This is a genomic window from Halomonas koreensis, from assembly GCF_031451675.1.
Taxonomy (GTDB): Bacteria; Pseudomonadota; Gammaproteobacteria; order Pseudomonadales; family Halomonadaceae; genus Halomonas; species Halomonas koreensis.
On the sequence record NZ_JARWAK010000004.1, the window covers coordinates 149,712 to 175,386 of the forward strand.

Sequence of the window (25,675 nt, forward strand, 5' to 3'; positions counted from 1 at the left end):
TCTCACCTTTGGGTGGCACAGGGCTACGGATAATGGCCGTCATCACAGTTCCGCCCCACGGGGGCGGCGAATCGCGATAGACGGAACGCAGCGATGTCCTCATCCTTCAAGCCCGCGGCCAGCCGAGATGCCGGGAGGCGCTCATGAGCAGTGGCGCCACCGCCACCGGTTCGTCCTCCGGCAGGCCGCAAGCCTCCACATCCCCCTTCGCGCGGCTGACCCAGCAGCTGCGCGGCAGCCCCCTGGTCGCCCTGCTGATCGTCGGCGCCGCGGTGATCGCCGTGGTGATCGCGCTGCTGCTCTGGGCGGGCGGGTCCACCTACCGCGTGCTGTTCAGCAACCTCAGCGAGGCCGACGGCGGCCAGATCATCGCCGAGCTCGACAGCCAGCAGGTGCCCTACAAGTTCAGCCAGGGCGGCCAGGCCCTGATGGTGCCGGCCGACCGCGTCCATACCCTGCGCCTGCAGCTGGCCGCCCAGGGCCTGCCCCAGGGTGGCAATGTCGGCCTGGAACTGATGGAGAACCAGGCCTTCGGCATCAGCCAGTTCGCCGAGCAGGTCAACTACCAGCGCGGCCTCGAGGGCGAGCTGTCGCGCTCCATGGAATCCCTGGGGCCGGTGGCCGACGCCCGGGTCCACCTGGCCCTGGCCAAGGACTCGGTCTTCGTGCGCCAGCGCGAGCCGGCCAAGGCCTCGGTGGTGCTGACCCTGCACCCCGGCCGCTCCCTCGGCGAGGGCCAGGTGGACTCGATCGTGCACCTGGTCGCCAGCAGCGTGCCCGACCTGAATGCCGAGGCGGTCACCGTGGTCGACCAGGCCGGCAGCCTGCTCTCGACCCCCGATGGCGGAGCCCTGGGCCTCGACGGCACCCAGCTCGACTACGTCGCCGAGGTGGAGCGCGCCTATCAGCGGCGCATCGAGACCATCCTGGCGCCGATCCTCGGCCATCAGAACGTCAAGGCGCAGGTCACCGCCCAGCTCGACTTCTCCAAGCGCGAGGAGACCTCGGAACGCTACGGGCCCAACCAGCCGCCCAACGAGGCGGCCGTGCGCAGCCGCCAGACCAGCCTGGCGCTCAACGGCACCGGCGACCTGGCCGAGGGCATCCCCGGCGCACTGAGCAACACTCCGCCCGGCACGGCGGCCTCGCCGATCGCCGACCCGGGGCAGGGCGAGGCCGAGGAGGGGGCCGACGAGGCGCCCGCCGAGGGGGCCGCCGCGGAACAGCGCCTGAACCGCGACGACGTCGTCAACTATGAGGTGGACCGCCAGGTCTCCCATGTCCAGCACCGGCGCGGCCAGGTCGAGCGCCTGTCGGCGGCGGTGGTGGTCGACTACCGTGAGACCCTCGACGAGGAGAGCGGCGAGCGGGTCCCGGCCCCGCTCGACGACGAGGAGATGGCCCAGATCGAGCGTCTGGTGCGCCAGGCCATGGGCTTCTCCGCGGCCCGCGGCGACCAGGTGGCGGTGGTCAACAGCCCCTTCACCCGGGACGACGATGCCCCCGCCGAGCCGGCCTGGTGGCAGCAGCCCGAGCTGCAGCAGCTGGCCTTCACCCTGGGCCGCTACCTGCTGGTGGGCATCGCCATCCTGCTGCTCTACCTGCTGATCCTGCGGCCCTTCATCCGCCGCTACACCGAGCAGCCCCTGCCGGCCCCGGCGGCACCGGCGCCGGGCTTCCAGGCGCGCGTCGGCGGCGACGACGACGACCGTGACGTCGGCGAGGACGGCGAGCCGGGCGAGCCGGGCGAGGCGGAGGACGGCGAGGCGGCGCCTCCGCGGCGACGCAAGCGCCGGGCCACCGCCTATGAGCAGAACCTCAACGACCTGCGGGAGATGGCCCAGGAGGATCCCCGCATGGTGTCCATGATCGTTCGCGGCTGGATGAGCAAGAATGACGGATAAGAAGATGACCGGGCTGCGCCGCAGCGCCATCCTGCTGCTGGCCCTGGACGAGGACAGCGCCGCCGAGGTGTTTCGCCACATGTCGTCCAAGGAGGTGCAGCAACTGAGCATCGAGATGGCGACCATGAGCCAGGTCTCCCACGAGGAGATGCGCCAGGTGCTGCAGGAGTTCAGCGACGAGACCGAGGAATTCATCGCGCTGAACCTCAACTCCAGCGAGCACATCCGCTCGGTGCTGACCAAGGCCCTGGGCAGCGACCGGGCCTCGAGCCTGATCGAGGACGTCATGGAGACCTCGGGCACCAGCTCGGGCATCGACGCCCTGAACCTGATGGAGGCCTCGATGGTGGCCGAGCTGATCCGCGAGGAGCATCCGCAGATCATCGCCACCATCCTGATCCACCTGGATCGTCACCAGGCCAGCGACGTGCTGGAGGCCTTCGACGACAAGCTGCGCAACGACGTGGTGCTGCGTATCGCCACCTTCAGCGGCGTGCAGCCGGCGGCGCTCCAGGAGCTGACCGAGGTGCTCAACAACATGCTCGACGGCCAGAACCTCAAGCGCAGCAAGATGGGCGGCGCCCGCACCGCGGCCGAGATCCTCAACCTGATGAACAGCCATCAGGAGGAGTCCGCCATCGAGACGGTGCGCTCCCACAGCGAGGACCTGGCCCAGAAGATCATCGACGAGATGTTCCTGTTCGAGAACATGATCGACCTGGACGACCGCAGCATCCAGCTGGTGCTCAAGGAGATCGACACCAACTCCCTGGTGGTGGCCCTCAAGGGCTCGCCGGAGGCGCTCATGGACAAGTTCCTGCGCAACATGTCGCAGCGTGCCGCCGACCTGCTGCGCGAGGACATGGAGGCCCGCGGGCCGATCCGCGTCTCCCAGGTCGAGGCCGAGCAGAAGACCATCCTCCAGGTGGTGCGGCGCCTGGCCGATGCCGGCGAGGTGGTGCTGAGCGGCGGGGACGAGACCTATGTCTGACGCCGACTCCGCCACGCCCCAGGAGGACGGCTCGCCCTGGCGCCGCTGGCAGATGGGCGAGCTGCGCCGGCCGGCGCCGGCCGCCCGCCCGGAGCGCGAAGAGGCGTCCCGGCAGGCTCGCGAGGCCGAGGCCCGACGCCAGCAGCAGGCCCTGGACGCCCTGCGCGAGCAGGTGCGCCGGGAGGCCCGCGAGGAAGGCCTGCGCGAGGGGCGAGAAGAGGGGCGCCGCGAGGGCCATGCCCAGGGGCTCGAGGAGGGACGCCGGCTGGCCGAGGAAGAACTGGAGCAGCGCATCGAGGAGACGCTGGCCCCCATGGCGCCCCTGGCCCGCCGCTTCGGCGAGGCGATCGAGACGCTCGACGAGGCCGTGGCCGAGGACCTGGTGGAACTGGCCCTGGCCACCGGCCGCCAGCTGGCCGGCGATGCCCTCAAGGCGCGACCGCGGCAGGTCCTGGAGCTGGTCCGCGCCCTGCTGCACACCGAGCCGCCGCTGATCGGCCAGCAGCGCCTGTGGCTGCACCCGCTGGACCATCGCCTGGTCGCCAAGCACCTGGGCGAGGAGTTCGAGGCCGCCGGCTGGAGCCTGCAGCCCGACGATCAGCTGAGCCGCGGCGGCTGCCGGGTGACCAGCGCCAACGGCGAGCTGGACGCCACCTGGGAGACCCGTTGGCAGGCCATCCAGGACCAGGTACGCCGCCGCCGGCCGGCGAGCCGGTCCGACGCGGACTGAACGGAGCGCGAGATGAGCGACACCGCCCCCCGCAACCGTCATCAGCTCGGCTGGCAGCGCGCCCTGCAGGGCATGCGCGCCCGCATCGAGCCGCTGCCCGTCAGCCGGGCCAGCGGGCGGGTGGTGCGCGCCACCGGCATGGTGATCGAGGTGGTGGGCCTGCAGGTCGCACTGGGCAACGCCTGCCGCATCGAGCTGCCCGACGCCCAGGGACGGCCGGGGCGTCGCCACGCCGAGGCCGAGGTAGTGGGCTTCTCGGGGGACCGGCTGTTCCTGATGCCGCTGGCCGAGATCAGCGGCCTGCGCCCCGGCGCCCGGGTCCTGCCGCTGGGCGAGAGCACCGACGACGCCGCCCGGCGCTTCCCGCTCGGAGAGCGCCTGCTGGGCCGGGTCGTCGACGGCAACGGCCAGCCGCTGGACGGCCAGGGCCCGCTGGACGACGCGCCCCGGGCGCCGCTGGCCACGCCGCCGCTCAATCCGCTGTCCCGCGCCCCCATCGAGGCCCAGATCGACGTCGGCATCCGCGCCATCAATGCCCTGCTCAGCGTCGGCCGCGGCCAGCGCATGGGCCTGTTCGCCGGCTCGGGGGTCGGCAAGTCGGTGCTGCTCGGCATGATGGCCCGCTACACCCGGGCCGACGTCATCGTGGTGGGGCTGATCGGCGAGCGCGGCCGCGAGGTCCAGGACTTCATCGACAACATCCTCGGCAGCGAAGGGCGCCGGCGCGCCGTGGTGGTGGCGGCCCCGGCCGACACCTCGCCGTTGCAGCGCCTGCAGGGCGCGGCCTATGCCACCCGGCTGGCCGAGGGCTTCCGCGATCAGGGCAAGAACGTGCTGCTGATCATGGACTCCCTGACCCGCTATGCCATGGCCCAGCGGGAGATCGCCCTGGCCATCGGCGAGCCGCCGGCCACCAAGGGCTATCCGCCCTCGGTGTTCGCCAAGCTGCCGAGCCTGGTGGAGCGGGCCGGCAACGCCGAGCGCGGCGGCGGTTCGATCACCGCCTTCTACACGGTGCTCACCGAGGGCGACGACCAGCAGGATCCCATCGCCGATTCGGCGCGCGCCATCCTCGACGGCCATGTGGTGCTGTCGCGCACCCTGGCCGAGGCCGGGCACTACCCGGCGATCGACATCGAGGCCTCGATCAGCCGGGCGATGACCGCCATCGTCGACGACGCCCAGCTGGATCTGGCGCGCCGCTTCAAGAGCCTGTTTTCCCGCTATCAGCGCAATCGTGACCTGATCAGCGTCGGCGCCTACCATCCAGGCCATGACCCGGAACTGGACGAGGCCGTGCGCCGCTATCCGGCCCTGGAAGGCTTCCTGCAACAAGGCATCGCGGAATGCGCCGATCTGGAGGCCTCCCGTCAGGCCCTGGCCGGCGCCCTGGGAGGCACGTCATGAGTCAGACCGCCCTGGACAACCTGACCGAACTGGCCCGGGAGGCCCGGGACAAGGCGGGACAGCAGCTCGCCGGCGAGCGACGCAGCGCCGAGCAGATCGTGGCCCAGCTCGAGTCCCTGCAGCGCTATCGGCGCGAATACGCTGGCCAGCTGAATACCGCCATGCGCGAGGGCATCGACCCGGCCGCCATGCACAACTACCAGCGCTTCCTGGCGTCCCTGGACGACGCCCTGGAGCGAGCCCACCAGGCCCTGGCCGAGCAGCGCCAGCGCGTCGAGCGCAGCCAGCGGCACTGGCAGGAGGAGCAGCGCCGCCTGACCTCCTACGATACCCTCGCCGAGCGCCGGGCCACGGCCCGCCGGCGAGCCGAACAACGTCGCGAGCAGCGCGCCACCGACGAACTGGTGACCCAGCGTTGGCTGCGCCGAGACGCCGCCCCGAGCGGATACTGACGGACAAGGAGTTTCCCATGGATATCCAGCAGATCCTCGCCGCGTCCCAGGGCAGGCCGACCGGCGCCCGGGCCGACCAGACGGGCGACGCGCCCCGGAGCGGCGACGCCTTCGCCGAGACACTGACCGCGCTGTCGCCGGCCGCCCGGCCGCTGGCCGAGGCCGGGGCGGCCCCGAACCAGGAGGCGACGCCCCGCCAGCGCCTGCTGACGGCGAACGACACCGGCGAGGCCCGGGAGCAGGTCCTGCCCGAGACGCTGAAGGGCCTGGCCGAGGGCCATGCCCTGTCCGACGACCTGAAGGCCCTGCTGGCCGAGGACGCCCCCCTGCCCGACGACCTGAAGGCGATGCTGGCCCGAGCCGACCGGGCCGCACGCGACGGGGCCGGCCGGCTCGAGGCGGCCGCGCAAGCGTCGGATGACACCGAGGCCGCGACCATGCCGGCGCTGGTGGCCGCCATGCAGCGCCTGACGCTGATCCAGACCGCGGGCACCGACCAGGCCCCGGGCGCGGCGGCCGGCGCGGCCGCTGCACAGGGCGCCTCCCTGGCCACGCTCGCCGCCGGCGGCGCCGCGACCTTGCCGGGCCTGGCCGCCGCGAAGGCGCCGGGCGCCGCCGTCACCGACGCTCGCCCGGCGGAGTCCGCCGGATCGGGCGGCGGCCAGGCCGGCGCCAACCCGCTGCTGGCCCTGGCCCAGGGGCGCCCGGGCGGCCTGGACGCCGCACGGATCGCGCCCACCACCCTCGAGGCCTTGGGGCAGCAGGACGCCAGCGGCCAGGCCCCGCTCAAGGCCGCGCCGGCGCCCGGCCCCCAGGCCCTGTTCGAGGCCCTGACGGGACGCCGCGACGAGGCTCGACATGGCCCCGCCCCGACCTCGCTGGCCATCGGCCAGGCGGGACTGAACGGCGCCGCTGCCGCCGGCCCGGCGGCGACACCGGGCAGCGGCGCCCAGGCGGCCAGCCTGCCCCAGCAGGCCAGCCTGACCACCCCGGTGGACAACCCGGCCTGGCCCCGCCAGCTGGGCCAGCAGCTGATCCGCTTCGGTCAGGCCGGCGGCGAGCAGCGCATCGAGATGAAGCTGCACCCGGCCGAGCTCGGCCCGCTGTCGGTGACCCTCAAGATGGGCGACCAGGGGGCCCAGGCGCACTTCCTGTCGGCCCATGCCCAGGTTCGCCAGACCCTCGAGCAGGCGATTCCCCAGCTGCGCGAGACCCTGGCCGAGCAGGGCATTTCCCTGGCCGAGACCTCCGTCGGCGAGCAGCAGCAGGGCGGCGCTGACGGCGACGATCCGGCCTTCGTCGGCCTCGCTGGACAGCCCACCGGCGAGGGCGATGCCGGCATCGAGGGCGACCCGGCCGACGAGCCGCTCCGCCAGGCCGCGCTGGACGGCCGCGTCGACCTCTACGCCTGACGGCCGCGCGCCCCGCAAAGGTCGGAGATGGGCCCGTTCATCGGGCCTGTTCAATTCATCATGTCCCCCGCGCCACGGGCATAATCCCGCGGTATCGGCGGCAATTTCAGCATAGGAACGGTAATGGCGACATCCAGTGGAGGCTCCCGGAAACTGCTGTGGCTACTGGTGGTGCTGGTGATCCTCGCCTCCTCGGCGGCCGCCGCGGCCCTGTTCATGGTGTTCAGCCGGCAGGACGACGGGCAGGCCAAGGCCCAGCAGACGCAGCAGGTCGAATACCAGGCGCCGATCTTCGTCGAGATCGAGCCCTTCACCGTCAACCTGGCCGAGGACGAACTCGGCGCCCACCTGCTGTACGCGGGCATCTCGCTGAAGGTCGGCGACGAGCAGAGCCAGGAGCTGCTGACCTCCCACATGCCTCAGGTGCGCAGCCGCCTGCTGATGCTGCTCTCCGGACAGCAACCGTCGGACCTGACCTCGCCGAACGGCAAGCAGCGCCTCGCCGAGCAGGTGGAGGCCGCCCTCGAGGCGCCCATGGCCGAGACCCAGCCCGAGCTGGCGATCGAGGACGTGCTGTTCACCGAATTCATCGTGCAATAACCCCGGGGTCGCGCCGCACATGTCCCAAGACGATCTGCTCTCCCAGGATGAGATTGACGCCCTGCTCAAGGGCGTCAGCGGGGATGACGAGCCGGCCGCCGGCAACGACGGCCAGCCCAAGGTACGCCCCTACGACCCCGCCTCCCAGCACCGCATCATCCGCGAGCGCCTGCATGCCCTGGACATGATCAACGAGCGCTTCGCCCGGCACTTCCGGATGGGGCTGTTCAACCTGATCCGACGCAGCGCCGACATCACCGTGGACTCGGTGAAGTACCAGAGCTACAGCGACTTCTCGCGCAACGTGCCGGTGCCCACCAACATCAACATGATCGCTATGAAGCCCCTCAAGGGCTCGGCGCTGATCGTCTTCCCGCCCAACCTGGTGTTCATGGTGGTGGACAACCTGTTCGGCGGCGACGGCCGCTTCGTCACCAAGTCCGAGGGGCGGGAGTTCACCAACACCGAGCAGCGCATCATCCAGCGCATGCTGCACCTGGCCATCGAGGCCTATGGCGAGTCCTGGAAGTCGGTCTACCCGCTGGAGATCAGCTTCCTGCGCAGCGAGATGCAATCCAAGTTCGCCAACATCACCAACTCGCCCAACGAGATCGTGGTCAACACCAGCTTCAACCTCGAGGTGGGCAACCTGGCCAGCAGCTTCCAGATCTGCATGCCCTACTCGATGATCGAGCCGCTGCGCGACCTGCTGACCAACCCGCTCAACGACGGCCACCAGGATCAGGACGGCACCTGGTCGAAGCGCATGGCCGGCGAGCTGCGCCAGTCGGAGATCGAGCTGGTCGCCAACTTCGCCGACATTCCCTCGCGCATCGCCCATGTGCTGTCGCTGAAGGTCGGCGACGTCCTGCCGCTGGAGCTGCCGGAGACCGTGACCGCCAGCGTGGACGGCGTGCCGGTGATGGAATGCGACTACGGCAGCCAGAACGACCAGCGGGCCCTCCGGGTCAGGCGCCTCTTCGATCATGCCGCCGGCCATGCGCCATCCACCGCCTTCTCCAAGGGGGCTCAGCCGACATCCAAGGAAGCCAAGCATGACTGATCCCAACAAGCCCGATCAGAATCTCGATGACGAGTGGGCGGCCGCCATGTCCGAGCAGCAGGACGAGGCGTCGCCGAGCGACGACGAGGACCCCTGGGCCGCCGCCATGGCCGAGCAGGCCGCGGCGGAGGAGGGCGCCGAGGCCGAGCAGGCGCCCGAGGACAACCCGGCCGAGCCGGCCCGCCCGGCGGGCGACAGCGTCTTCCAGCCGCTCGAGGGCGAGGAAGGTCGCACCATGCCCCGCGACCTCGAGATGATCATGGACATCCCGGTCAAGCTGACCGTGGAGCTGGGCCGCACCAAGCTGACCATCAAGCAGCTGCTGGAGCTGGCCCAGGGCTCGGTCATCGAGCTGGAAGGGTTGGCCGGCGAGCCGATGGACATCCTGATCAACGGCTACCTCATCGCCCAGGGCGAGGTCGTGGTGGTGGAGGACAAGTACGGGATCCGCATCACCGAGATCATCACCCCCTCCGAGCGTGTCCAGAAGCTGAACCGATGAGCCAGACCGCGTCCGAGGCGAGCGCCACCCTCGACGGGATGGCCGGGGGCGAGGCCCTGATGGGCATGGCCACCCTGGGCAAGACGGCCGCGGCCCTGGCCCTGATCCTGGCGATCATCCTGGGCTGCAGCCTGCTGCTGCGGCGACTGGGCGGCGGCGGCCAGGGGCGCGGCCCGCGTCCCCGGGTGGTCGGCAGCACCAGCATCGGCCAGCGGGAGCGGGTGGTGATCGTCGAGGTCGAGGACACCTGGCTGGTGCTGGGCGTGGGCAGCGGCCGGGTGACCAAGCTCCACGAGCTGCCCGCCGCCGAGGAGGCCAAGGCACCCGCCGAGGCCCCGGGCGAGCCGGGCGACGGCTTCGCCGCGCGTTTCGCCCGCGCCCTGCGCCACAACGCCGGCCTCGATCGCCCCGGGCGGGGGGGCTCATGATCCGCCTCGATGCCCGTCGCCTGCGCTGGCTGGCCCTGGCGCTGCTGCTCCTGCCCGGCCTGGCCCTGGCCCAGCAGATCCCCGGCGTGGTCTCCCAGCCGCTGGAGGACGGTGGCCAGCGCTGGTCGCTGTCGCTGCAGACCCTGCTGCTGCTCAGCTCGCTGGCCTTCCTGCCGGCGGCGCTGCTGATGATGACCAGCTTCACGCGCATCATCATCGTCCTCAGCCTGCTGCGCACCGCCATGGGCACCCAGGCCACCCCGCCCAACCAGATCCTGCTGGGCCTGGCGCTGTTCCTGACCTTCTTCATCATGGCGCCGGTGTTCGGCGAGGTCTACGACCAGGCCTGGGTGCCGCTGTCCAGCGGCGACATCGCCTTCCCCGAGTTCCTGACCCAGGCTCAGGGCCCCTTCCGCGAGTTCATGCTCGGCCAGACCCGCGAGCCGGACCTGGCGCTGTTCGCCCGCCTGGCCGATGTCGGCGAGTTGCAGGGGCCGGAGGACGTGCCCCTGAGGGTGCTGGTGCCGGCCTTCGTCACCAGCGAGCTGAAGACCGCCTTCCAGATCGGCTTCACCATCTTCATTCCCTTCCTGATCATCGACCTGGTGGTGGCCAGCACCCTGATGGGCCTGGGCATGATGATGGTGCCGCCGATCACCATCTCGCTGCCGTTCAAGCTGATGCTGTTCGTGCTGGTCGACGGCTGGCAGCTGATCCTGGGCTCGCTCGCCGAGAGCTTCTATCTCTGACACCGGAGGACTGCCATGACCCCCGAGACGGTGATGACCATCGCCTACCAGGGCATGCGCGTGACGCTGCTGCTGGCCGGCCCGCTGCTGCTCACGGCGCTGTTCACCGGCCTGCTGGTGAGCCTCTTCCAGGCCGCCACCCAGATCAACGAGATGACCCTGTCGTTCATTCCCAAGATCCTGGCGGTGTTCGCCGTGCTGGTGCTGGCCGGCCCCTGGCTGCTGGGCCTGATCACCACCTTCACCCGGGAGCTGTTCGGCAATATCCCCAACCTGGTGATGTAGGGCCGCGATGGTCGAGGTCACCTTCGCCCAGCTGCACGGCTGGCTGATCGCCTTCCTGTGGCCCTTCTGCCGCATCACCGGGCTGATGCTGACCTCGCCCCTGTGGGGGCACTCCAGCGTGCCGCGCCAGGTCAAGCTGGGCCTGGCCATGGCCCTCACCGTGGTCATGGCTCCGGTCATCCCGCCCATGCCGGACGTGCCGCTGGTGTCCTGGGCGGGACTCGGGATCCTCGTCGAGCAGCTGCTGGTCGGCGCCGCCATGGGGCTGGTGATGCGCGTCACCCTGGTGGTGGTCCAGGCCACCGGCGAGTTCATCGGCCTGAAGATGGGGCTGGCCTTCGCCACCTTCTTCGACCCGGCCAGCGGCACCAACATGATGGTGCTGTCGCGCATCCTCTACATGATCACGCTGATGATGTTCCTGGCCTTCAACGGCCACCTGGCGGTCCTCGAGATCCTGGCCTGGAGCTTCCGGATCCTCCCCGTGGGCCTGGGCCAATACGATCCCGCCGCCTTCGAGATGCTGGCCCGCTACGGCGGCATCATCTTCTCTTCCGGGATGCTGCTGGCCCTGCCGCTGGTCGCCGCGCTGCTGGTCGTCAGCCTGTCGCTGGGCATCCTCAACCGCTCCGCGCCCCAGCTCACCATCTTCAGCATCGGGTTTCCGGCGCAGCTGACCATGGGGGTCGCCCTGCTGATGGTGCTGATGACCGACCTGGACCGCTTCCTGGAGCGCCTGTTCGCCCAGGGGCTGGATACCCTGCGCGGCTTCCTGGAGACCCTCGCCGCGGTTCCCGGCGGATGAAAAAAACCGCCCGGCGGGATGCGACGGACGGCACAAGGGACCGGGGCAAGCCCCGGCCGGCAGGGTAACGGAGTATCAGTTCAGGAACTTGAACAGCGACATGCCCTGCATGTTGGCGAAGGTCTTCTGGGCGGCCTGCATCCCCACCTGGCGCAGGCTGTACTCCGAGATGGCCTCGGAGTAGTCCAGGTCGACCAGGTCGGAGAGGGTCTGCTCGTAGTTGAGGGTGCGATTGCCGCCCACGGAGTCCACGACGTCCAGCTCGTTGAGCCGCGCGCCCATGGAGGCACGCACCGTCAGGACGTTGTCCAGCCCGTTGTCGAGCTCTCGCATCACGCTCTTCAGGGTGTTGCGCTGAGCGGCCTGCTTGGCGTCGGTGTCGGTAGGCTGACCGAGCACGTCGATCGCCTTCTCGAGCGTCGCGAAGATATTGGTATTGGCCTGATCCGCCGACTGGACGGTGAAGGTGTCGTCCTTGTCGGGCTCGCCGGACAGCTTCAACTCCATCCCGCCCATGGCGATGGGGTTGTCGGCGGGATAGTTGCCGCTGGTGGTGGCGACGGTGTTGCCGTCGGCATCCAGCTCCTCCACTTGATAGGTATTGGGAGGATCGTCGAAGGTGACCTTGAAGGAGTTGCCCGCCTGCAGGTCGTCGGCCATTTGCTGGCGGTCGGTGATCCTCACCTCCTCGTAGGTCCCCGTCCCCGTGTTGCCCTCGCCCGCCTCGGCCACGTAGCCGGCGCTGGAAGGCACGCGCATGAAGATCGCCTCGCCGGTGTCGCTGACCGGCATCAATCGCGAGGCATCGATGCGTTGCTCCCGGACCCGACTATCGCCCGCGTACTCGATATCGCCGTTGACGTCCTTGACGAAGGGCGCGCTGCTGTCCTGATAGCCGCCGAACAGGTAGCGGCCGTTGCCATCGGTGGCATTGGCCTGGCCGATCAGGGACTCGTAGACCCCTTGAAGCTCACTGGCCACGGACTCCCGGTCCACGTCGCTCAGGGTATCGCTCGACGCCTGCACCATCAGGGATTTGGCGCGCACCAGCGCATCGTTGACGCTGTTGAGCACGCTTTCCGACTGGGACAGCGAGTTGCGGGCGCTGACCCGGGAGTCGGCATATTGCTGGGTGACGGCCTTGGCCTGATCCACGCCCACGGCCCGGGAGGCCGCCTGGGGATCGTCGGAGGGGTTGACCACCCGGCGGCCGCTGGCGATCTGCTGGCTGACCTTGAGGAAGTCCGACTGCTGCTGGTTGAGCGAGCCGACGCTCTGCTCGAACATGGTGACGGTGCTGATACGCATCTATGTAGCTCCGTGATCAGTTGCGCAGGCCGAGGACGGTATCGAGCATGGTCCGCCCGGCCTCGATCACCTTGGCGTTGGCCTGATAGTACTGCTGGTAGCGGATCAGGTTGGCGGCCTCCTCGTCCAGGTTGACCCCAGACTCGGACTGCTGGACCGCCCTAAGCTGTTCGCTGAGCCCCTGCTGGGACTCCAGGTTGACCTGGGCGATGTTGGTGCGATTGCCCACGTCGCTGACCATGCTGCCGTAGGCGCCGCTCAGGCTGGCGGAGCCGCCCACCACGCTTTCTTGCTGAATATCCTGCATCGCCAGGGCATTGCGGTTATCGCCGCTGCCCGAGGCGTCGGCATCGAGGGTCAGCGTCTGGCCGTCCTCGAGATCCCCGAGGGTCAGGGTGATGCCGTCGACGGTGATCGCATCCCCGGACTCCTGGCCGGTGAAGGTCTGCGTCGCCCCCGTATCGTCCTCGGCCACGATCTCGAAGGTGCCGCCTCCGGTGTCCGTGACGGACAGGCGCCAAGGGGCATTCCCCGAGGCGAGGGCATTGCCCGGCTCGGCCTGGAACTCCGCGATGGCGCCGGTATCGCCATGCACCAGGCTGCCGGCGGCGATATCGTCCAGATCGGTGATGGCCGCCTCCAGGTCGGCCGCGGCGCGACGCACCGGCTGGACCTCGAAGCGGTCGTTCTGCGCCAGGTTGTTGGTGTCGTCGAAGGTCAGCGTCACGCCGCCGAAGCTCAGGGTGGCGTCCGTGCCATTGCCGTTGGGATCGTCGAAGGCGAGATCGGCGGCCTCCAGGGTGCCGCCGCCGTCCAGGCGGGTCACCTCGAAGTCCGCCGGCCCGGAGGGCGGCGCATTGGTGATCCGCACCCGGTAGTCGCTCGTCCCAAGCTGATCGATGTTGGCGGTATCGAAGGCCGTGTCGGTCACCGTGGCGCTACCGTCGTTGTCCTTCGCCGAGAAGGCCCGGGGCTGGCCGATGTCGAAGAAGGCCGCGCCCTGCTCGCCGTCCAGGTCGACCCCGTTGGCATGCTGCTGGTTGAAGGCGACGGCCAGCGAGACCGCCATCTGGCCGATCTGGTTCTGGGTCTTGTCCAGGGTCTCGTCGCGGAAGCGCATCAGCCCGCCCAGGGTGCCGCCGGACACCACGTCCTCGTCGAGGGCCACGACATTGCCGCCGGAGTCGCGATAGCCCAGCACGGTGCGCTGGGGATCATTGGGCGCCTCCATGGTCTCCAGCGCGAACTGCCGCTCCCCGGACACCAGCGGCTGGCCGTTGGGCAGGCTGACGTTGTAGGTCTTGCCGTCCTGGATGTTCAGGCGCACGTCCAGGCGCTCGCTGAGGTCGTGCACCAACTGGTCGCGCTGGTTGAGCAGGCTGTTGGGGGCCTCGCCCTGCTTGGCGCGGGCCAGGGCGATCTCGCGATTGATGCCGGCCAGCTGCTTGGTGGTGTTGTTGATCTGGGTGACCTCGTCCTCGATCTGGCCGTTGATGCCCTCCTGCATGTCCTGCAGGTAGCCGTCGAAGGAGCGGAACTGGGCGCTCAGCGTCTGGGCCGAGCCCAGCACCCCCTGCCGGGCGGCGGGGTCCGAGGGCGCGCTGGCCAGGTCCTCCAGCGAGGAGAAGAAGTCCTGCATCAGCGGCGCCAGGCCGGCCTCGCGATCGGCCAGCAGGCTGTCGATCTGCTCCACCTGGGTGGTGTAGGTCTCCAGGGCGCTGGTCTTGCTGGTGGCCGCGTTCAGCTGGTCGGCGATATAGCGATTGAACTGTCGCTGGATATCCTCGACCTGCACTCCATTGCCGCCGTTGCCGCTCTCGGAGAGGATCGCCACCTCGCGATTGTAGCCGGGCGTGAAGATGTTGCTGATGTTGTTGCTGGTCGCGGCCAGGGCGTTCTGGGCGGCGTTGAGGCCGCTGAGGCCGGTGGAAAAGATGCTCATGTCGGTGTTCCCTTGTGCCGATAGTCAGGTCATCGGCCGCCGGGCCGCGGACTTGAGGCCCGACGCGACGAGAAGGCGGGTCAGCGGCCGTCGCGGCGCGCCAGCATGGCGTCGCCGGCCAGCGGCCCCAGGCTGTCCATCACCGCGATCAGCTTGTCGGCATAGGCCGGGTCGGTGGCATAGCCGCCCCGCTGCAGGGCCCGCGCCGCCTGGTCGGGAGTGGCGGCGGCCGTCACCCCGGCATAGCGGGGGTTGTCGCCGATCAGCCGGGCATAGTCGGTGAACGCTTCCTCGAAGGAGCCGTAGACCCGGAACTGGTCGCGCACCGGCCGGCGTTGCCCGTCGATGACCTCGTGGGTCAGGATCTCGGTGGTCTCGCCCCGCCAGCCGCCGCCGGCCTTGATGCCGAACAGGTTGTGGCTGTTGCGACCATCGGCGGTGGCGATCTCGTGGCGTCCCCAGCCGGTCTCCAGCGCCGCCTGGGCCAGGATCAGCTCGGCCGGCACGCCGGAGGCGCGGCTGGCGGCCCGCGCCGGTTCGGCCAGCCGGTCCAGGAAGTCGCGCACATGGCTCGGCCGCCCGGCATGGCGATCCGCCGCCTCGGGACGCGAGGCATCGCCGGCCGGCGTGACCTGCAGGGCGTCCATGAAGGAGGCCGGTCGCGCCTCGCCGCCGGCAGCCTCCGACGGCGCCTCCGCGCTCAGGGCGTCCTCCAGGGGCCGCGGCGTGCCTCTCGGGATCCCGGCGATCAGCGCCTCGTGGTCGGCGCCCGTGCCGCGGCGCGGGCCGCCGACCTCTCCCTCCAGCTGTTCCACCAGCCGCTCGGCCAGGCCGACGCCGCGATCGGCGACGACCTGGGACCACTGCTTGTCGAGCAGGGACTGGTAGAAGTCCGTGTGCTTGTCCTCGAGGAGCCCGGAGGACGGCACCGCCTCGCGCATGCTCTTCATCATCATCTGCACGAACAGCGCCTCGAACTGGCGCGCGGCGCCGTCCAGTCCCTCGCCGGGCGAGCCCTCGGCGGTGTGCTTGAGGCGCTCGAGGCCCTGGACGTCGAGGGCGAACTGTCCGCTGAGGTGACCGGGGGTATCCAGGCTCATCAGATGATCTCCAGTTCGGCTCGCAGCGAGCCCGCCTGCTTGAGGGCCTCGAGGATGGACATCAGGTCATTGGGCGTCGCGCCCAGGGAGTTGAGGGCATCGACCACCTCCATCAGGTCGGCCCCCTCGACGACCTTGAGGGTGCCGGGCTGCTGCTGGATGCTGACCTCGGTGTCCTCGACCACCACGGTCTCGCCATCGGCGAAGGGGTTGGGCTGGCTGACGCCGACCTCGGTGTCGATGACGATGGACAGGTTGCCGTGGGCCACCGCCGCCTGGCGCAGGGTGACCGCGCCGTTGAGCACGATGGAGCCGGTGCGCGAGTTGAGCACCACCCGGGCCGGCTCTTCGGTGGGCGTGACCCGGACGTTCTCGACGCGGGCCATGAAGTTGACCCGCGCATTGGGATCCAGGGGCCCGTCCAGGGCGATGACCCGGGCGTTGCGCGCCGCGGCCACGGGGCGGCCGAACTCGCGGTTGATGGCGCTGACCACCCGTTGGGCGGTGCCGAAGTCGTCGCTGTCGAGCTGCAGCTCGAGCAGGCCGCCGTTGGCGCCCAGGTCCAGGGGCACGCCACGCTCCACGGTGGCGCCGCCGGCGATGCGCCCGCCGGCCTGCTGGTTGATCTGCACGCTGCTGCCCCCCGCCGAGGCCCCCGCGCCGCCGACCAGCAGGTTGCCCTGGGCCATGGCGTAGGTGTCCCCGTCGGCCCCCTTGAGGGGCGTCATCAGCAGGGTGCCGCCACGAAGGCTGTCGGCGTTGCCCACCGAGGACACCACCACGTCGAGGCGCTGGCCGGGGCGGGCGAAGGGCGGCAGCTCGGCGGTGACCATCACCGCCGCCACGTTGCGCAGCTGCATGTTGGTGCCGGGCGGCACCGTGATGCCCAGCTGGGAGAGCATGTTGGTCAGGCTCTGGCCGGTGAAGGGCGCCTGCATGGTCTGGTCGCCGGTGCCGTCCAGGCCCACCACCAGGCCATAGCCCACCAGGGCGTTGTCGCGCACGCCGGCGAAGCTGCCGAGTTCGCGCAGTCGCTCGGCCTGGGCCGGCAGGGCCAGCAGGCAGCACAGCGCCAGGAGCAGCACCCGTCCGGCGATACCGGGAATGGGGAGCGTCTTGCGTGGGGTCATGCGATCACCATCAGAAGGGCGAGACGTTGAGGAAGAAGCGCTGCAGCCAGCCCATGTGCTGGGCCTCGTTGATGTAGCCGTCGCCGACGTACTCGATGCGGGCATCGGCCACCGAGGTGGACGGCACGGTGTTCTCGCCGGTGATGGTGCGCGGATTGACCACGCCGCCGAAGCGAATGAACTCGGTACCCTGGTTGATGGCGATCTGCTTCTCGCCCCTCACCCGCAGGTTGCCGTTGCCCATCACGTCCACCACCGTGACGGTGATGGTGCCGGTGAAGGAGTTGTTGGCCTGGGAGCCGCCGCCGCCCTCGAAGTCGCTCTCGCCGGAGACGTCGAAGCCGTACTCGGCCAGGGTGTCGAGGGCATCCGGCAGCTGGGCGAGATCCAGGCCGGCGGAGCCGCTGCGATCGGCATTCGACTGCGCGTTCTTGCTGGCGCTGACCTGCTCGTCCAGCACGATGGTCAGGATATCGCCCACCATGCGCGGCCGGCGATCCTCGAACAGCGGCTGGTAGCCGCGCCGCGGCTGGTAGATCGAGCCGTTGGCCCGCGGTGCCGGCCGTTCGGGGATCTCGATGCGCTCCTGCTCGCCGACCACCGAGGCGTGGGGAATCTGTGCGCAGCCCCCCAGCACCAGCAGGGCCAGCACGGCCAGCCAGCGCAGCGGGCCGAGCCGGCCGGATACGACGCCCATCATGAAGCCTGCCTCCCGTCGCCGATCATGGTCACAGCTGCGCGAGGCGCGCCAGCATCTCGTCGCTGGTCTTCACGGCCTTGCTGTTGATCTCGTAGGCCCGCTGGGTCTGGATCATGCTGACCATCTCCTTGACCACGTTGACGTTGGAGGTCTCGACGTAGTTCTGCAGGACGTTGCCGGCCCCGTTGATGCCCGGCACATTCTCGGTGCGCGGCCCCGAGGCGGTGGTCTCGGCATAGAGGTTGCCGCCCAGGCTCTCCAGGCCGGTGGGATTGACGAAGGTCGAGAGGGTGATCTGGCCGATCTCCTCGGACTGGCTGTTGCCCGGCGTCTTCACCGAGACGATGCCGTCCTCGCCGATGCTCACCGACAGGGCGTTGGCGGGCACGATGATCGCCGGCTCCAGCGGGTAGCCATTGGCGGTGACCATCTGGCCGTTCTGGTCCAGCTGGAAGCTGCCGTCACGGGTATAGGCGGTGGTGCCGTCCGGCATCTGGACCTGGAAGAAGCCCCGCCCCTCGATCGCCAGATCCCGGGAGTTGCCGGTCTGCTCGAGCCCGCCCTGGGTGTGCAGCCGCTCGGTGGCCACCGGGCGCACGCCGGTACCCACCTGCATGCCCGACGGCAGGCTGTCCTGGGCATTGTTCTGGGCGCCCGGCTGGCGCAGGTTCTGGTAGAGCAGGTCCTCGAACACCGCCCGGGACTGCTTGAAGCCGTTGGTGTTGACGTTGGCCAGGTTGTTGGAGATGACGTCCAGCTTGACCTGCTGGGATTCCAGGCCGGTCTTGGCCGTCCACAGTGACTTGATCATGCGGATTTCCTCGTGTTGGTCGGGGCTCAGCTCATCGACAGCAGGCGGTTGGCGCGCTGGGCGTTCTCGTCGGCGGTGCTCATGACCTTGGTCTGCATCTCGTAGCGGCGGGCCACGTCGATCATCGACACCATGGTCTCGACGGCGCTGACGTTGCTGCCCTCCAGGGCGCCGCTCACCAGCCGGGCCTGATCATCCGCGGGCAGCGGCGCCACGGCCCCGTCCTCGCCGGGCGGCGCCCGGAACAGGCCGTCATCGCCGCGCACCAGGCCGGCCTCCCCCGGGGAGACCAGCTTGAGGCGCCCGACCATGGCCAGGGCATCGGCGTCCTGGCCGGCCCCGATCGCGCTGAGCGTGCCGTCGCTGCCCATCGACAACGAGGCGCCCAGCGGCACCTGGATGGGGCCGCCCTCGCCGAGCACCGGGCGGCCGGCGCTGCGCAGCAGGCCGTCGCCATCCACCTGGAGGTCGCCCCGGCGGGTATAGGCCTCGCTGCCGTCCGCCGCCTGCACGGCCAGCCAGCCGTCACCCTGCATCGCCACGTCCAGGGCGCGGCCGGTGTGATTCATGGGGCCCGCGGAGAAGTCGCTGCCCGGGGTCGAGGCGGCCACCGAGGCCCGGGTGTCCAGGCGCGCCTCGCCCTGAACCGGCACCGCGCGCATGGCGTGCAGCTGGGCGCGGAAGCCGGTGGTGGAGGCGTTGGACAGGTTGTGGCTGACCACCGACTGCTGCTCCATGCTCTGCCGGGCGCCGCTCATGGCGGTGTAGAGGATGCGATCCATGGCTTAGCGGCTCAGGTTGATGGAGGCCTGCAGGACCTCGTCCTGGGTCTTGATGGTCTGGGAGTTGGCCTGATAGGCGCGCTGGGTGACGATCATGTCCACCAGTTGCTTGGCCAGGTCCACGTTGGAAGTCTCGATGGCCCCCGCCTCGATGGTCCCCAGCACCCCGGTGCCGGCCTCGCCCAGCAGCTCCTGGCCCGAGGCCGCGGTGGACGTCCAGGCGTTGTCGCCCACCGCCTGGAGGCCTTCCGGGTTGCGGAAGTTGGCCAGGGCGATCTGGCCCGCGGGGCGCGACTGCTCGTTGGTGTAGTTGCGCGTCACGGTGCCGTCCTCCTCGATGGTGATGCCCACCAGGGCGCCGGAGGTGTAGCCGTTCTGGGTCAGATCGCTGGCCCGCGAGCTGTTGCCGAACTGGGTGGAGCCGGCCAGGTTCAGGTCGAAGGTCAGGTCCTGGGGCCCGCCGCCCAGGAAGCCGGCGGAGGCGAAGGTATAGGTCTGGTTGCCGCCGGCGGTCAGCTGGCCGTTGGCATCGAAGGTCAGCTGCGATTGCTGGGGCATGTCGGCGCCGTTCGCCAGCAGCTGGCCATCCATGGCGATGCGCGACGTCCAGGTGTTGGCCGTATCGTCCATCACCGCCGTCAGGTTGGCGGTATCCGGCTGTGTCGCCAGGGCCGTCCCGGCCTGATCTTCGTAGTTGCCGGTACCGCTGTTGTAGTACACGTTGTTGCCGCTGCTGGCGTCGTAGTAGACATCGCGCGGCGTGGCCGTCGTGTTATCTACGCGCTGCTCGCCCTTCTCGTAATAGACGGTGATATTGCGCGGATTGCCCAGGGAGTCGTAGACGGTGAAGTTGTTGGAATAGTGGTAGTTGACGGTGGTCTCGTCGTTGGGCGCCGTTCCCCCGGTCGCGAGGGTGGTCTGGCTGAGCTCGTCGCCGACGACCTCCCGGGAATCCAGGTTGAGGGTGGTGGCCACGTCGGTGGTGGCGCTGGCGGGCATCTCCTCTGACGGCACCTGCAGCACTTCGGGCTGGCCGCCGGTCTCGACGTTGCCGGCCGCGTTGATGCCGTAGCCCATGATCCGGGCCCCCTGGGCGTTCTGCAGGTAGCCGTCCGGCGTCATCGATAGCTGGCCGTTGCGCGAGTAGACCACCTCGCCGTTCTGCTGGAAGCGATAGAAGCCCTGGCCGCTGATGGCCAGATCCAGCTCGCGGCCGGTGGCCTCGATGTTGCCCGCCTCGAAGTCCTGCAGGACCGTCGAGACCTTGGTGCCCAGGCCGGTGGAGCCGGCGAAGACGTCCGCGAACTGGGCGCTGGAGCTCTTGTAGCCCACGGTCTGGGAGTTGGCGATGTTGTTGCCCAGCACGTCGAGGCTGGAGGAGGCGGCGTTCAGGCCGCTGAGCGCTTGTGAGAAACCCATGTCACTATCCCTGCGTTATCTGCGTTGCGAAGCGTGGAGCGGCCGACGCTTTGCCGGCCCGGCTGTCAGAGGATCTGCTTGATGTCGGAGAGCTCGACCCGGCCATAGACGGCGCCCAGGTCCAGGGTCAGCGGCCCGCCGTCCGTGGGCGGCGTCACGCTGCCCACCACCGCATAGTTGAGGCTGTCCACCGGCACCGGCTCGCCGCCGCGGGTGGCCTCGACGCTGACGTGGTAGGCCCCGTCCGCGGCGATCTGGCCGTCGCTGGTCTCGCCGTCCCAGCTGAAGGACTCCACCCCGGCATCGACGCCGCCCAGGTCGTAGCGGTTGATCACCTCGCCGGCCTGGTTGGTGATGGTGACGGTGACGTTGTCCGCCGGCTGCTCGAGCTCGACCCCGAAGGGCGTGGTGGTGACCTCGCCATCGCCTTCCTCGCCCTCGGCGGCCTCGCCCTGGCTGAGCAGGATGCGATCCCCCGGCACCAGCACGCCCTTGCCGATCAGGCCGGACGCCTGGAGGGTCTGGCCGGCATCGATCTGGTCGTTGATCTGCCCCAGGGAGTCGTTCAGCTTCTCGATGCCGCTGACGGTGTTGATCTGCGCCAGCTGGGAGGTCATCTCCTTGTTTTCCATCGGGCTGAGCGGATCCTGGTTCTGCAGCTGCGTCACCAGCAGCGTCATGAAGCTGTCCTGTAGGGCCGCGGACTGCCCCGCCCGGCCGCTCGCCGCGCCGGCGTTGAGGGCGCTGGTCACGCTGGAATCGATGGTGTTCGCCATGGGATCAGCCCTCGCCCAGGGTCAGGGTCTTGAGCATCAACTGCTTGTTGGTGTTCATGACCTCGACATTGGCCTGATAGGAACGCGAGGCCGAGATCATGTTCGCCATCTCCGCCACGGGATCGACGTTGGGCATGCTCACGTAGCCCTGGTCGTCGGCCAGCGGGTGCTCGGGGCGATACTCCTGGCGCAGCGGGGAGGGATCCTCGACCACCTCGCGCACCCCCACGCCGCCGATGCCGGCCCGGGAGGCGGCCCGGCTCTCGAACATCACCTGCTTGGCGCGATAGGCCTCGCCGTCCGGGCCGGCGACGCTGTCGGCATTGGCGAGATTGCTGGCGGTCACGTTCATGCGCTGCGACTGGGCGCTCATGGCCGAGCCGGAAATATCGAACACAGAGAACATCGACATGGATCCGCTCCTGGCTTATTCGGGTTGCATGGCCTTCTTGAGGCCCTGGATGCGACTGTTGAGGATCGTCAGCGCCGTCCGGTAACGCACCGAGTTGTCGGCGAAGGCGGTGCGCTCGCGATCCATGTCCACGGTGTTGCCGTCCAGGCTGGGCTGGTCGGGCACCCGGTAGAGCAGGTCGCGGCCCACCGACGCCGGCCCCTGGCCGGGCAGGTGCCCCTCGGCGGTGCGCGACAGCGACAGGCCGCCGCCGGCCGCCTGGCCCTGCTTCACGGCCCTCTCCAGCTCGCGACCGAAGTCCATGTCGCGGGCCTTGTAGCCCGGGGTGTCGGCGTTGGCGATGTTGCTGGCCAGCACCTTCTGGCGCTCATGGCGCAGCCCCAGGGCCTGCTGGTGGAAATTGAAGGCGGCTTCGAGCTGGTCGATCATCCGGCGCTCCCGGAAATGGAAATTCGTCGAGGGTGCAGAATAGCCAGCCCGCGGTCACCCCAAAGGAACGAACAGCCGGAGGAAGGGGGGCCATTTCCCCGGTTCCGGCAACGCGACGCGCGTTAGACTCGTCCACAGCTCCCGAACAGGACCTCGCCATGACGCCGCGACTCCCCCGCCCGCTGATGCGTGCCGTGCTGGCCGTGCTGACCCTGGCCGGCCCCGCCCAGGCGCTGGCCGAGGCGCCCTGGGTGCAGGCCGCGGGCGCCTTCCTGGAGCGGGAGGCCGCCGGCCTCGGCGAATCGGTGAGCGTCACCCTCCACCCCCCGAACGCCCGCTTCCCGGCGTGCCAGGACCCGCGCCCCTTCCTGCCGGACGGCGCGCGCCCGCCGCTCGGCCGGGTGTCGGTGGGGGTCGAGTGCGGCGGGGCGGAGCGGCGCACCCGCTACCTGCAGGCCGAGGTCGAGGCGATCGGCCGTTACCCGGTCACGGCCCGGCGCATCGCGACCGGCGAGCGCCTCTCCCGGCACGACCTGGCGATGCGCCGCGGCGCGCTGAACCGCCTGCCACGCCAGGCGCTGCGCGATCCCGAGGCCGTCGTCGGCCAGGTGGCGCGGCGTCCGCTGGCCGCCGACCGGCCGTTCCAGGCTCATCAGCTGCGCCCGCCCCACCTGGTGGATCGCGGCGACCGGGTGACGCTGGAGGCGCGCGGCGACGGCTTCCGGGTGACCCGGCAGGCCGAGGCGCTGGGCGCCGGCGGCCGGGGCGAACGCATCCGGGTAAGGCTGGACGACCGGCGCATCATCGAGGGGCGAGTCATCGGCCCCCGCCGCCTGGCGGTGGACGGCTGAATCGGCCGGGGCCAGGCTGGAAGTCACCCGGCAAGGCCATTAAAGTTACGCCTTCGGGCGCCGATAGCCCGGGTAACGCACCGGTCACGAGGCCCTTCACCGTGAAAGTCGACAATCACCATCCCCTGCGTCCCGGCCAGATCGAGCCGCGCGACCCGGCTCGCCAGCCCCAGGGCGCGTCGTCGCCCGCCGACGAGGGCGCCGAGTCGGCGACGCAAACGCATCTTCGCCACAGCGCGGCCGATGCCAGCCAGGACATCGACACCGCCCGGGTCGACGAGATCCGCGAGGCCATTCGCGACGGCCGGCTGGAGCTGGACCCGGAGCGCATCGCCGACGGCCTACTCGCCAGCGTCCAGGACCTGCTCGGCCAGCGGAGCGAGGGCTCATGAGTCTCCAGCGGCTGCTCGAGGAACAGGTCGGGCGCCTGTCGACCCTGCGGGACCGGCTGGAGGAGGAACAGGCGCTGCTGGTGGCCGGCGATATCGACGGCCACCGCCTGCAGGCGGTGGCCGAGGAGAAGACGCAGCTGCAGGAGTCGCTGGAGGGCACCGAGCGGCGCCGCGCCGAGGTGCAGCGGCGGCTCGGCTACCCGGCCGGCCGCGACGGCGCCCGCCAGGCGGCCGCGGATGCCGACTGCCTGGCGCAGTGGGAGGCGCTGCTGGCCACGGCCGGAGAGGTCGCACGGCTCAATGAGCGCAACGGCCGCCTGCTGGAGCTGCGCATGGGCCACAATCAGGAAATGCTCGACTACATCCACCGCCTGGCCAATCCCGCCGTCTACGGCGCCGACGGCCGCACCGGGCTGCAACCGAGACGCCTCGACGCCCGAGCCTGACGCCTCAGGCGGGCGCCCGCCGAGCCGCCAGCCAGGCCTCCAGAGGCTCCGCCGACAGCGGCGCCCCCAGGGCGTTTCCCTGCATCAGATCGATCCCGAGCCCCCTGACCGACGATAGCTGGCCCGGCGTCTCGATGCCCACCGCCACGGCCTCCAGCCCCATCATCGGCAATCCTTTCAGCATGGCCGCCAGGGCGGCGCCCTCACGGGACGTCCCCTCGGGGAGGGCCGCGATCAGCGAGCGGCTCAGCTTGGCCCGGCTCACGGCCAGGCCGGCCAGGCCCATCAGGTCCAGCCCGCCGCGTCCCAAGTCGTTGACCACCAGCCCCACCCCCAGCGCCCGCAGGCGCTTGATCAGGTGCCCGTTGGCCGCCGCCTGGGTGACGAGATCGTCCTGGGCGAACTCGAGGCTCAGCCAGCCGGGCTCGATGGCCTGATGGCGCAGGAAGACATCCAGGGGGCGTCGATCGAAGACCTCCTGGTCGAGCATCTCGGCGCACAGGTTGACCGCCACGGCCAGCTCGGCCAGGGGCGATCCCGCAGACCGCCAGGCCGCATGCTGGGCGACGACGGCACCCAGCACCCAGCGATCCAGCCGCACCTGCTGGCCCAGTTCGGCGACCACCGGCAGGAAGTCGCCCGGCGGCAGCAGGCCCCGCTCGGGATGTCGCCAGCGAACCAGGGCCTCGACCCCGACGCAGCGTCCGCTGCGCAGGTCGAGCTGGGGCTGATAGACCACCCGGAAGTGCCGCTGCGGGGCCATCAGCGCCTCCTGGAGCTGCTGGCGGAACGCCAGGTCGGCCGCCAGCCGCCGGCGCAGGGCCGCGTCGAAGAAGGCATGGCGCCCCGGCTCCACCTCTCCCAGGGCGCTCTCGGCGCCGCACAGCAGCTGGTCGGCGGTTTCGCCGTCGTCGGGCGAGATCGCGATGCCGATGCTCAGGCTCAGCAGCTGCTGGGCACGCCCGCGTGTCCGGAAGGGCGGCTCCATCGCCTCGAGACAGCGCAGCGCGGCGGTCTGCAGGCCGACCGGGGACAGCGGGTGCTCGATCAGGATCCCCCAGCATCCCTCGCTCAACCGCGACAGGCTGTCCTCGCGGCGCAGGGTCTGGGCGAGGCGCCGCTCCACCTGCTGCAGCAGGGCCTCCAGGCCCTCCACTCCGAGCCGCTCTCGCAGGGCCTCGCGCTGATCGAGGCGCGCCAGCAGCAGCCCCACGGGTTGGTCCGGTCGCGAGGAGCGCTCCAGGGCATGGCGCAGGCGATCCTCGAAGAGCCAGACGCTGGCCAGACGGTTGACCGGGTCCCGGTGGAGGCCCAGCGACAGCGACGGACCGCTGAGCCCCTCCTCCCAGGGGTCGAGGAAGGTGAACAGGCGCAACCCCCGAGCATCGGCCGGCGTCCCCGTCATCAGCACCAGGCGATCCTCCGGCCGCTGCCCCAGCCGCACCGACTGCCAGCCGCCCGCCGGGCCGGGGTCGGTCGAGCTCAGATAGGCGGGCCGGCTGACGAGCTCGCCGAGCAGCGCGCCGACCGGCTCCGGGGCCCGGGCGGCCAGCAGCTGGCGGAAGCCGGCATTGACCCAGCGGATGCGGTAGTCGTCATCCACCAGCATCAGGCCGACCGGCGTGCGCTCGACGGCGAGGTGGGACAGCGCCGCCGGCAGGCGCTGCACGGACGCCGGCGTGCCGGAATGGCTGGTTGGTGGTCTGGTGCCGTCGCCCGTCATGCTGCCGTCTCGCGATCTCAAGGTGTCGACATGGTGTCGGCCGAATCGAAGCCTTCTTTAGCGCGAAACGAATGACGAAGCGGGTTCCCTCACGACGCCCGTTGACGGGACGGCCTCGCCTCATGC

The 25,675-nt window shown here is 70.2% G+C and carries 28 protein-coding genes; 16 read left to right on the top strand and 12 right to left on the bottom strand.

All coding sequences use genetic code 11. The features are described from left to right. The first annotated feature begins 143 nt into the window (after positions 1–143). From fliF to fliR, 13 genes are all read left to right on the top strand, one after another. Positions 144–1,904: a flagellar basal-body MS-ring/collar protein FliF gene (fliF, locus tag QC818_RS06585; RefSeq protein ID WP_309652048.1), complete on the top strand. Its 1,761-nt coding sequence runs from the start codon at positions 144–146 to the stop codon at positions 1,902–1,904. After that, entirely contained in the window at positions 1,894–2,895 is a 1,002-nt protein-coding gene (gene fliG / locus QC818_RS06590) for a flagellar motor switch protein FliG (protein WP_309652049.1), read from the top strand. Before fliF ends, fliG begins: the two co-directional genes overlap by 11 nt. Next, positions 2,888–3,625, top strand: coding sequence for a FliH/SctL family protein (locus QC818_RS06595; protein WP_309652050.1), 738 nt, complete (start codon positions 2,888–2,890; stop codon positions 3,623–3,625). The genes fliG and QC818_RS06595 overlap by 8 nt, the downstream gene beginning before the upstream one ends. Positions 3,626–3,637: 12 nt before the next feature. Continuing rightward, complete coding sequence (gene fliI, locus QC818_RS06600) at positions 3,638–5,032, top strand: flagellar protein export ATPase FliI (RefSeq protein WP_309652051.1); 1,395 nt, start codon at positions 3,638–3,640, stop codon at positions 5,030–5,032. Then, a complete protein-coding gene (gene fliJ / locus QC818_RS06605; RefSeq protein ID WP_309652052.1) occupies positions 5,029–5,484 on the top strand; it encodes a flagellar export protein FliJ in 456 nt (151 codons plus the stop codon). The genes fliI and fliJ overlap by 4 nt, the downstream gene beginning before the upstream one ends. A 17-nt stretch (positions 5,485–5,501) precedes the next feature. Next, positions 5,502–6,896, top strand: a complete 1,395-nt coding sequence (locus QC818_RS06610; protein WP_309652053.1) for a flagellar hook-length control protein FliK — start codon at positions 5,502–5,504, stop codon at positions 6,894–6,896. A 123-nt stretch (positions 6,897–7,019) separates the two neighbouring features. Beyond that, positions 7,020–7,496 carry a flagellar basal body-associated protein FliL gene (gene fliL, locus QC818_RS06615; RefSeq protein WP_309652054.1) on the top strand — a complete coding sequence of 159 codons (477 nt, stop codon included), beginning with the start codon at positions 7,020–7,022 and terminating at the stop codon, positions 7,494–7,496. A gap of 19 nt (positions 7,497–7,515) precedes the next feature. After that, positions 7,516–8,559 (top strand): flagellar motor switch protein FliM, encoded by a 1,044-nt coding sequence (gene fliM / locus QC818_RS06620; protein WP_309652055.1) that lies wholly within the window; start codon positions 7,516–7,518, stop codon positions 8,557–8,559. After that, positions 8,552–9,061, top strand: coding sequence for a flagellar motor switch protein FliN (fliN, locus tag QC818_RS06625; RefSeq protein WP_309652056.1), 510 nt, complete (start codon positions 8,552–8,554; stop codon positions 9,059–9,061). The genes fliM and fliN overlap by 8 nt, the downstream gene beginning before the upstream one ends. Next, positions 9,058–9,489, top strand: coding sequence for a flagellar biosynthetic protein FliO (fliO, locus tag QC818_RS06630; protein ID WP_309652057.1), 432 nt, complete (start codon positions 9,058–9,060; stop codon positions 9,487–9,489). The genes fliN and fliO overlap by 4 nt, the downstream gene beginning before the upstream one ends. Beyond that, entirely contained in the window at positions 9,486–10,238 is a 753-nt protein-coding gene (gene fliP / locus QC818_RS06635; protein WP_309652058.1) for a flagellar type III secretion system pore protein FliP, read from the top strand. Before fliO ends, fliP begins: the two co-directional genes overlap by 4 nt. Before the next feature lie 15 nt (positions 10,239–10,253). Then, positions 10,254–10,523, top strand: a complete 270-nt coding sequence (fliQ, locus tag QC818_RS06640; RefSeq protein WP_309652059.1) for a flagellar biosynthesis protein FliQ — start codon at positions 10,254–10,256, stop codon at positions 10,521–10,523. 7 nt (positions 10,524–10,530) lie between these two features. Then, on the top strand, positions 10,531–11,328 hold the full coding sequence (gene fliR / locus QC818_RS06645; protein WP_309652060.1) for a flagellar biosynthetic protein FliR: 798 nt from the start codon (positions 10,531–10,533) through the stop codon (positions 11,326–11,328). A gap of 75 nt (positions 11,329–11,403) precedes the next feature. On the opposite strand, the gene flgL is transcribed toward fliR, so the two are convergent. The 11 genes from flgL to flgB all read right to left on the bottom strand — a co-directional run bounded on the left by flgL (position 11,404) and on the right by flgB (position 22,137). Next, on the bottom strand, positions 11,404–12,636 hold the full coding sequence (gene flgL / locus QC818_RS06650; protein WP_309652061.1) for a flagellar hook-associated protein FlgL: 1,233 nt from the start codon (positions 12,634–12,636) through the stop codon (positions 11,404–11,406). A gap of 16 nt (positions 12,637–12,652) precedes the next feature. Further along, a complete protein-coding gene (gene flgK / locus QC818_RS06655; RefSeq protein ID WP_309652062.1) occupies positions 12,653–14,578 on the bottom strand; it encodes a flagellar hook-associated protein FlgK in 1,926 nt (641 codons plus the stop codon). An 80-nt stretch (positions 14,579–14,658) separates the two neighbouring features. Next, a complete protein-coding gene (flgJ, locus tag QC818_RS06660; RefSeq protein ID WP_309652063.1) occupies positions 14,659–15,678 on the bottom strand; it encodes a flagellar assembly peptidoglycan hydrolase FlgJ in 1,020 nt (339 codons plus the stop codon). After that, positions 15,678–16,808, bottom strand: a complete 1,131-nt coding sequence (locus QC818_RS06665) for a flagellar basal body P-ring protein FlgI (RefSeq protein ID WP_309652064.1) — start codon at positions 16,806–16,808, stop codon at positions 15,678–15,680. The genes flgJ and QC818_RS06665 overlap by 1 nt, the downstream gene beginning before the upstream one ends. A 10-nt stretch (positions 16,809–16,818) precedes the next feature. Further along, the gene (locus QC818_RS06670) at positions 16,819–17,505 is read right to left on the bottom strand and encodes a flagellar basal body L-ring protein FlgH (RefSeq protein WP_374710062.1); all 687 of its coding nucleotides are present in this window, start codon (positions 17,503–17,505) and stop codon (positions 16,819–16,821) included. Positions 17,506–17,536: 31 nt separating this feature from the next. Next, positions 17,537–18,319, bottom strand: a complete 783-nt coding sequence (gene flgG, locus QC818_RS06675) for a flagellar basal-body rod protein FlgG (RefSeq protein WP_309652066.1) — start codon at positions 18,317–18,319, stop codon at positions 17,537–17,539. 26 nt (positions 18,320–18,345) lie between these two features. Beyond that, positions 18,346–19,101, bottom strand: coding sequence for a flagellar basal body rod protein FlgF (locus QC818_RS06680; RefSeq protein WP_309652067.1), 756 nt, complete (start codon positions 19,099–19,101; stop codon positions 18,346–18,348). A 3-nt stretch (positions 19,102–19,104) separates the two neighbouring features. Beyond that, positions 19,105–20,520, bottom strand: coding sequence for a flagellar hook protein FlgE (flgE, locus tag QC818_RS06685; RefSeq protein ID WP_309652068.1), 1,416 nt, complete (start codon positions 20,518–20,520; stop codon positions 19,105–19,107). 65 nt (positions 20,521–20,585) lie between these two features. Continuing rightward, the gene (gene flgD, locus QC818_RS06690) at positions 20,586–21,296 is read right to left on the bottom strand and encodes a flagellar hook assembly protein FlgD (RefSeq protein WP_309652069.1); all 711 of its coding nucleotides are present in this window, start codon (positions 21,294–21,296) and stop codon (positions 20,586–20,588) included. Between the two features lie 4 nt (positions 21,297–21,300). Continuing rightward, the gene (gene flgC / locus QC818_RS06695) at positions 21,301–21,708 is read right to left on the bottom strand and encodes a flagellar basal body rod protein FlgC (RefSeq protein WP_309652070.1); all 408 of its coding nucleotides are present in this window, start codon (positions 21,706–21,708) and stop codon (positions 21,301–21,303) included. A gap of 15 nt (positions 21,709–21,723) precedes the next feature. Then, entirely contained in the window at positions 21,724–22,137 is a 414-nt protein-coding gene (gene flgB / locus QC818_RS06700; protein ID WP_309652071.1) for a flagellar basal body rod protein FlgB, read from the bottom strand. Positions 22,138–22,295: 158 nt separating this feature from the next. On the opposite strand from flgB, the gene flgA reads away from it, so the two are divergent. From flgA to QC818_RS06715, 3 genes are all read left to right on the top strand, one after another. Next, positions 22,296–22,988, top strand: coding sequence for a flagellar basal body P-ring formation chaperone FlgA (flgA, locus tag QC818_RS06705; protein ID WP_309652072.1), 693 nt, complete (start codon positions 22,296–22,298; stop codon positions 22,986–22,988). A 101-nt stretch (positions 22,989–23,089) separates the two neighbouring features. Further along, positions 23,090–23,380 (top strand): flagellar biosynthesis anti-sigma factor FlgM, encoded by a 291-nt coding sequence (gene flgM / locus QC818_RS06710; protein ID WP_309652073.1) that lies wholly within the window; start codon positions 23,090–23,092, stop codon positions 23,378–23,380. Further along, positions 23,377–23,826, top strand: coding sequence for a flagella synthesis protein FlgN (locus tag QC818_RS06715; RefSeq protein WP_309652074.1), 450 nt, complete (start codon positions 23,377–23,379; stop codon positions 23,824–23,826). The genes flgM and QC818_RS06715 overlap by 4 nt, the downstream gene beginning before the upstream one ends. Before the next feature lie 4 nt (positions 23,827–23,830). Here the strand turns inward: QC818_RS06715 and QC818_RS06720 are convergent, their stop codons facing one another. Beyond that, positions 23,831–25,549 carry an EAL domain-containing protein gene (locus QC818_RS06720; protein ID WP_309652075.1) on the bottom strand — a complete coding sequence of 573 codons (1,719 nt, stop codon included), beginning with the start codon at positions 25,547–25,549 and terminating at the stop codon, positions 23,831–23,833. Positions 25,550–25,675 lie beyond the last annotated feature (126 nt).

Coding starts and splice junctions, on each gene's coding strand:
- fliF (WP_309652048.1), top strand. CDS start 144: ATGAGCAGTGGCGCCACCGCCACCGGTTCGTCCTCCGGCAGGCCGCAA.
- QC818_RS06670 (WP_374710062.1), bottom strand. CDS start 17,505: ATGGGCGTCGTATCCGGCCGGCTCGGCCCGCTGCGCTGGCTGGCCGTG.
- fliG (WP_309652049.1), top strand. CDS start 1,894: ATGACGGATAAGAAGATGACCGGGCTGCGCCGCAGCGCCATCCTGCTG.
- fliO (WP_309652057.1), top strand. CDS start 9,058: ATGAGCCAGACCGCGTCCGAGGCGAGCGCCACCCTCGACGGGATGGCC.
- flgA (WP_309652072.1), top strand. CDS start 22,296: ATGACGCCGCGACTCCCCCGCCCGCTGATGCGTGCCGTGCTGGCCGTG.
- fliM (WP_309652055.1), top strand. CDS start 7,516: ATGTCCCAAGACGATCTGCTCTCCCAGGATGAGATTGACGCCCTGCTC.
- QC818_RS06715 (WP_309652074.1), top strand. CDS start 23,377: ATGAGTCTCCAGCGGCTGCTCGAGGAACAGGTCGGGCGCCTGTCGACC.
- fliR (WP_309652060.1), top strand. CDS start 10,531: ATGGTCGAGGTCACCTTCGCCCAGCTGCACGGCTGGCTGATCGCCTTC.
- fliQ (WP_309652059.1), top strand. CDS start 10,254: ATGACCCCCGAGACGGTGATGACCATCGCCTACCAGGGCATGCGCGTG.
- flgC (WP_309652070.1), bottom strand. CDS start 21,708: ATGTCGATGTTCTCTGTGTTCGATATTTCCGGCTCGGCCATGAGCGCC.
- fliI (WP_309652051.1), top strand. CDS start 3,638: ATGAGCGACACCGCCCCCCGCAACCGTCATCAGCTCGGCTGGCAGCGC.
- QC818_RS06610 (WP_309652053.1), top strand. CDS start 5,502: ATGGATATCCAGCAGATCCTCGCCGCGTCCCAGGGCAGGCCGACCGGC.
- fliP (WP_309652058.1), top strand. CDS start 9,486: ATGATCCGCCTCGATGCCCGTCGCCTGCGCTGGCTGGCCCTGGCGCTG.
- flgE (WP_309652068.1), bottom strand. CDS start 20,520: ATGGGTTTCTCACAAGCGCTCAGCGGCCTGAACGCCGCCTCCTCCAGC.
- flgJ (WP_309652063.1), bottom strand. CDS start 15,678: ATGAGCCTGGATACCCCCGGTCACCTCAGCGGACAGTTCGCCCTCGAC.
- fliN (WP_309652056.1), top strand. CDS start 8,552: ATGACTGATCCCAACAAGCCCGATCAGAATCTCGATGACGAGTGGGCG.
- QC818_RS06665 (WP_309652064.1), bottom strand. CDS start 16,808: ATGACCCCACGCAAGACGCTCCCCATTCCCGGTATCGCCGGACGGGTG.
- flgG (WP_309652066.1), bottom strand. CDS start 18,319: ATGATCAAGTCACTGTGGACGGCCAAGACCGGCCTGGAATCCCAGCAG.
- QC818_RS06595 (WP_309652050.1), top strand. CDS start 2,888: ATGTCTGACGCCGACTCCGCCACGCCCCAGGAGGACGGCTCGCCCTGG.
- fliJ (WP_309652052.1), top strand. CDS start 5,029: ATGAGTCAGACCGCCCTGGACAACCTGACCGAACTGGCCCGGGAGGCC.
- flgB (WP_309652071.1), bottom strand. CDS start 22,137: ATGATCGACCAGCTCGAAGCCGCCTTCAATTTCCACCAGCAGGCCCTG.
- QC818_RS06680 (WP_309652067.1), bottom strand. CDS start 19,101: ATGGATCGCATCCTCTACACCGCCATGAGCGGCGCCCGGCAGAGCATG.
- flgD (WP_309652069.1), bottom strand. CDS start 21,296: ATGGCGAACACCATCGATTCCAGCGTGACCAGCGCCCTCAACGCCGGC.
- flgL (WP_309652061.1), bottom strand. CDS start 12,636: ATGCGTATCAGCACCGTCACCATGTTCGAGCAGAGCGTCGGCTCGCTC.
- flgK (WP_309652062.1), bottom strand. CDS start 14,578: ATGAGCATCTTTTCCACCGGCCTCAGCGGCCTCAACGCCGCCCAGAAC.
- fliL (WP_309652054.1), top strand. CDS start 7,020: ATGGCGACATCCAGTGGAGGCTCCCGGAAACTGCTGTGGCTACTGGTG.
- QC818_RS06720 (WP_309652075.1), bottom strand. CDS start 25,549: ATGACGGGCGACGGCACCAGACCACCAACCAGCCATTCCGGCACGCCG.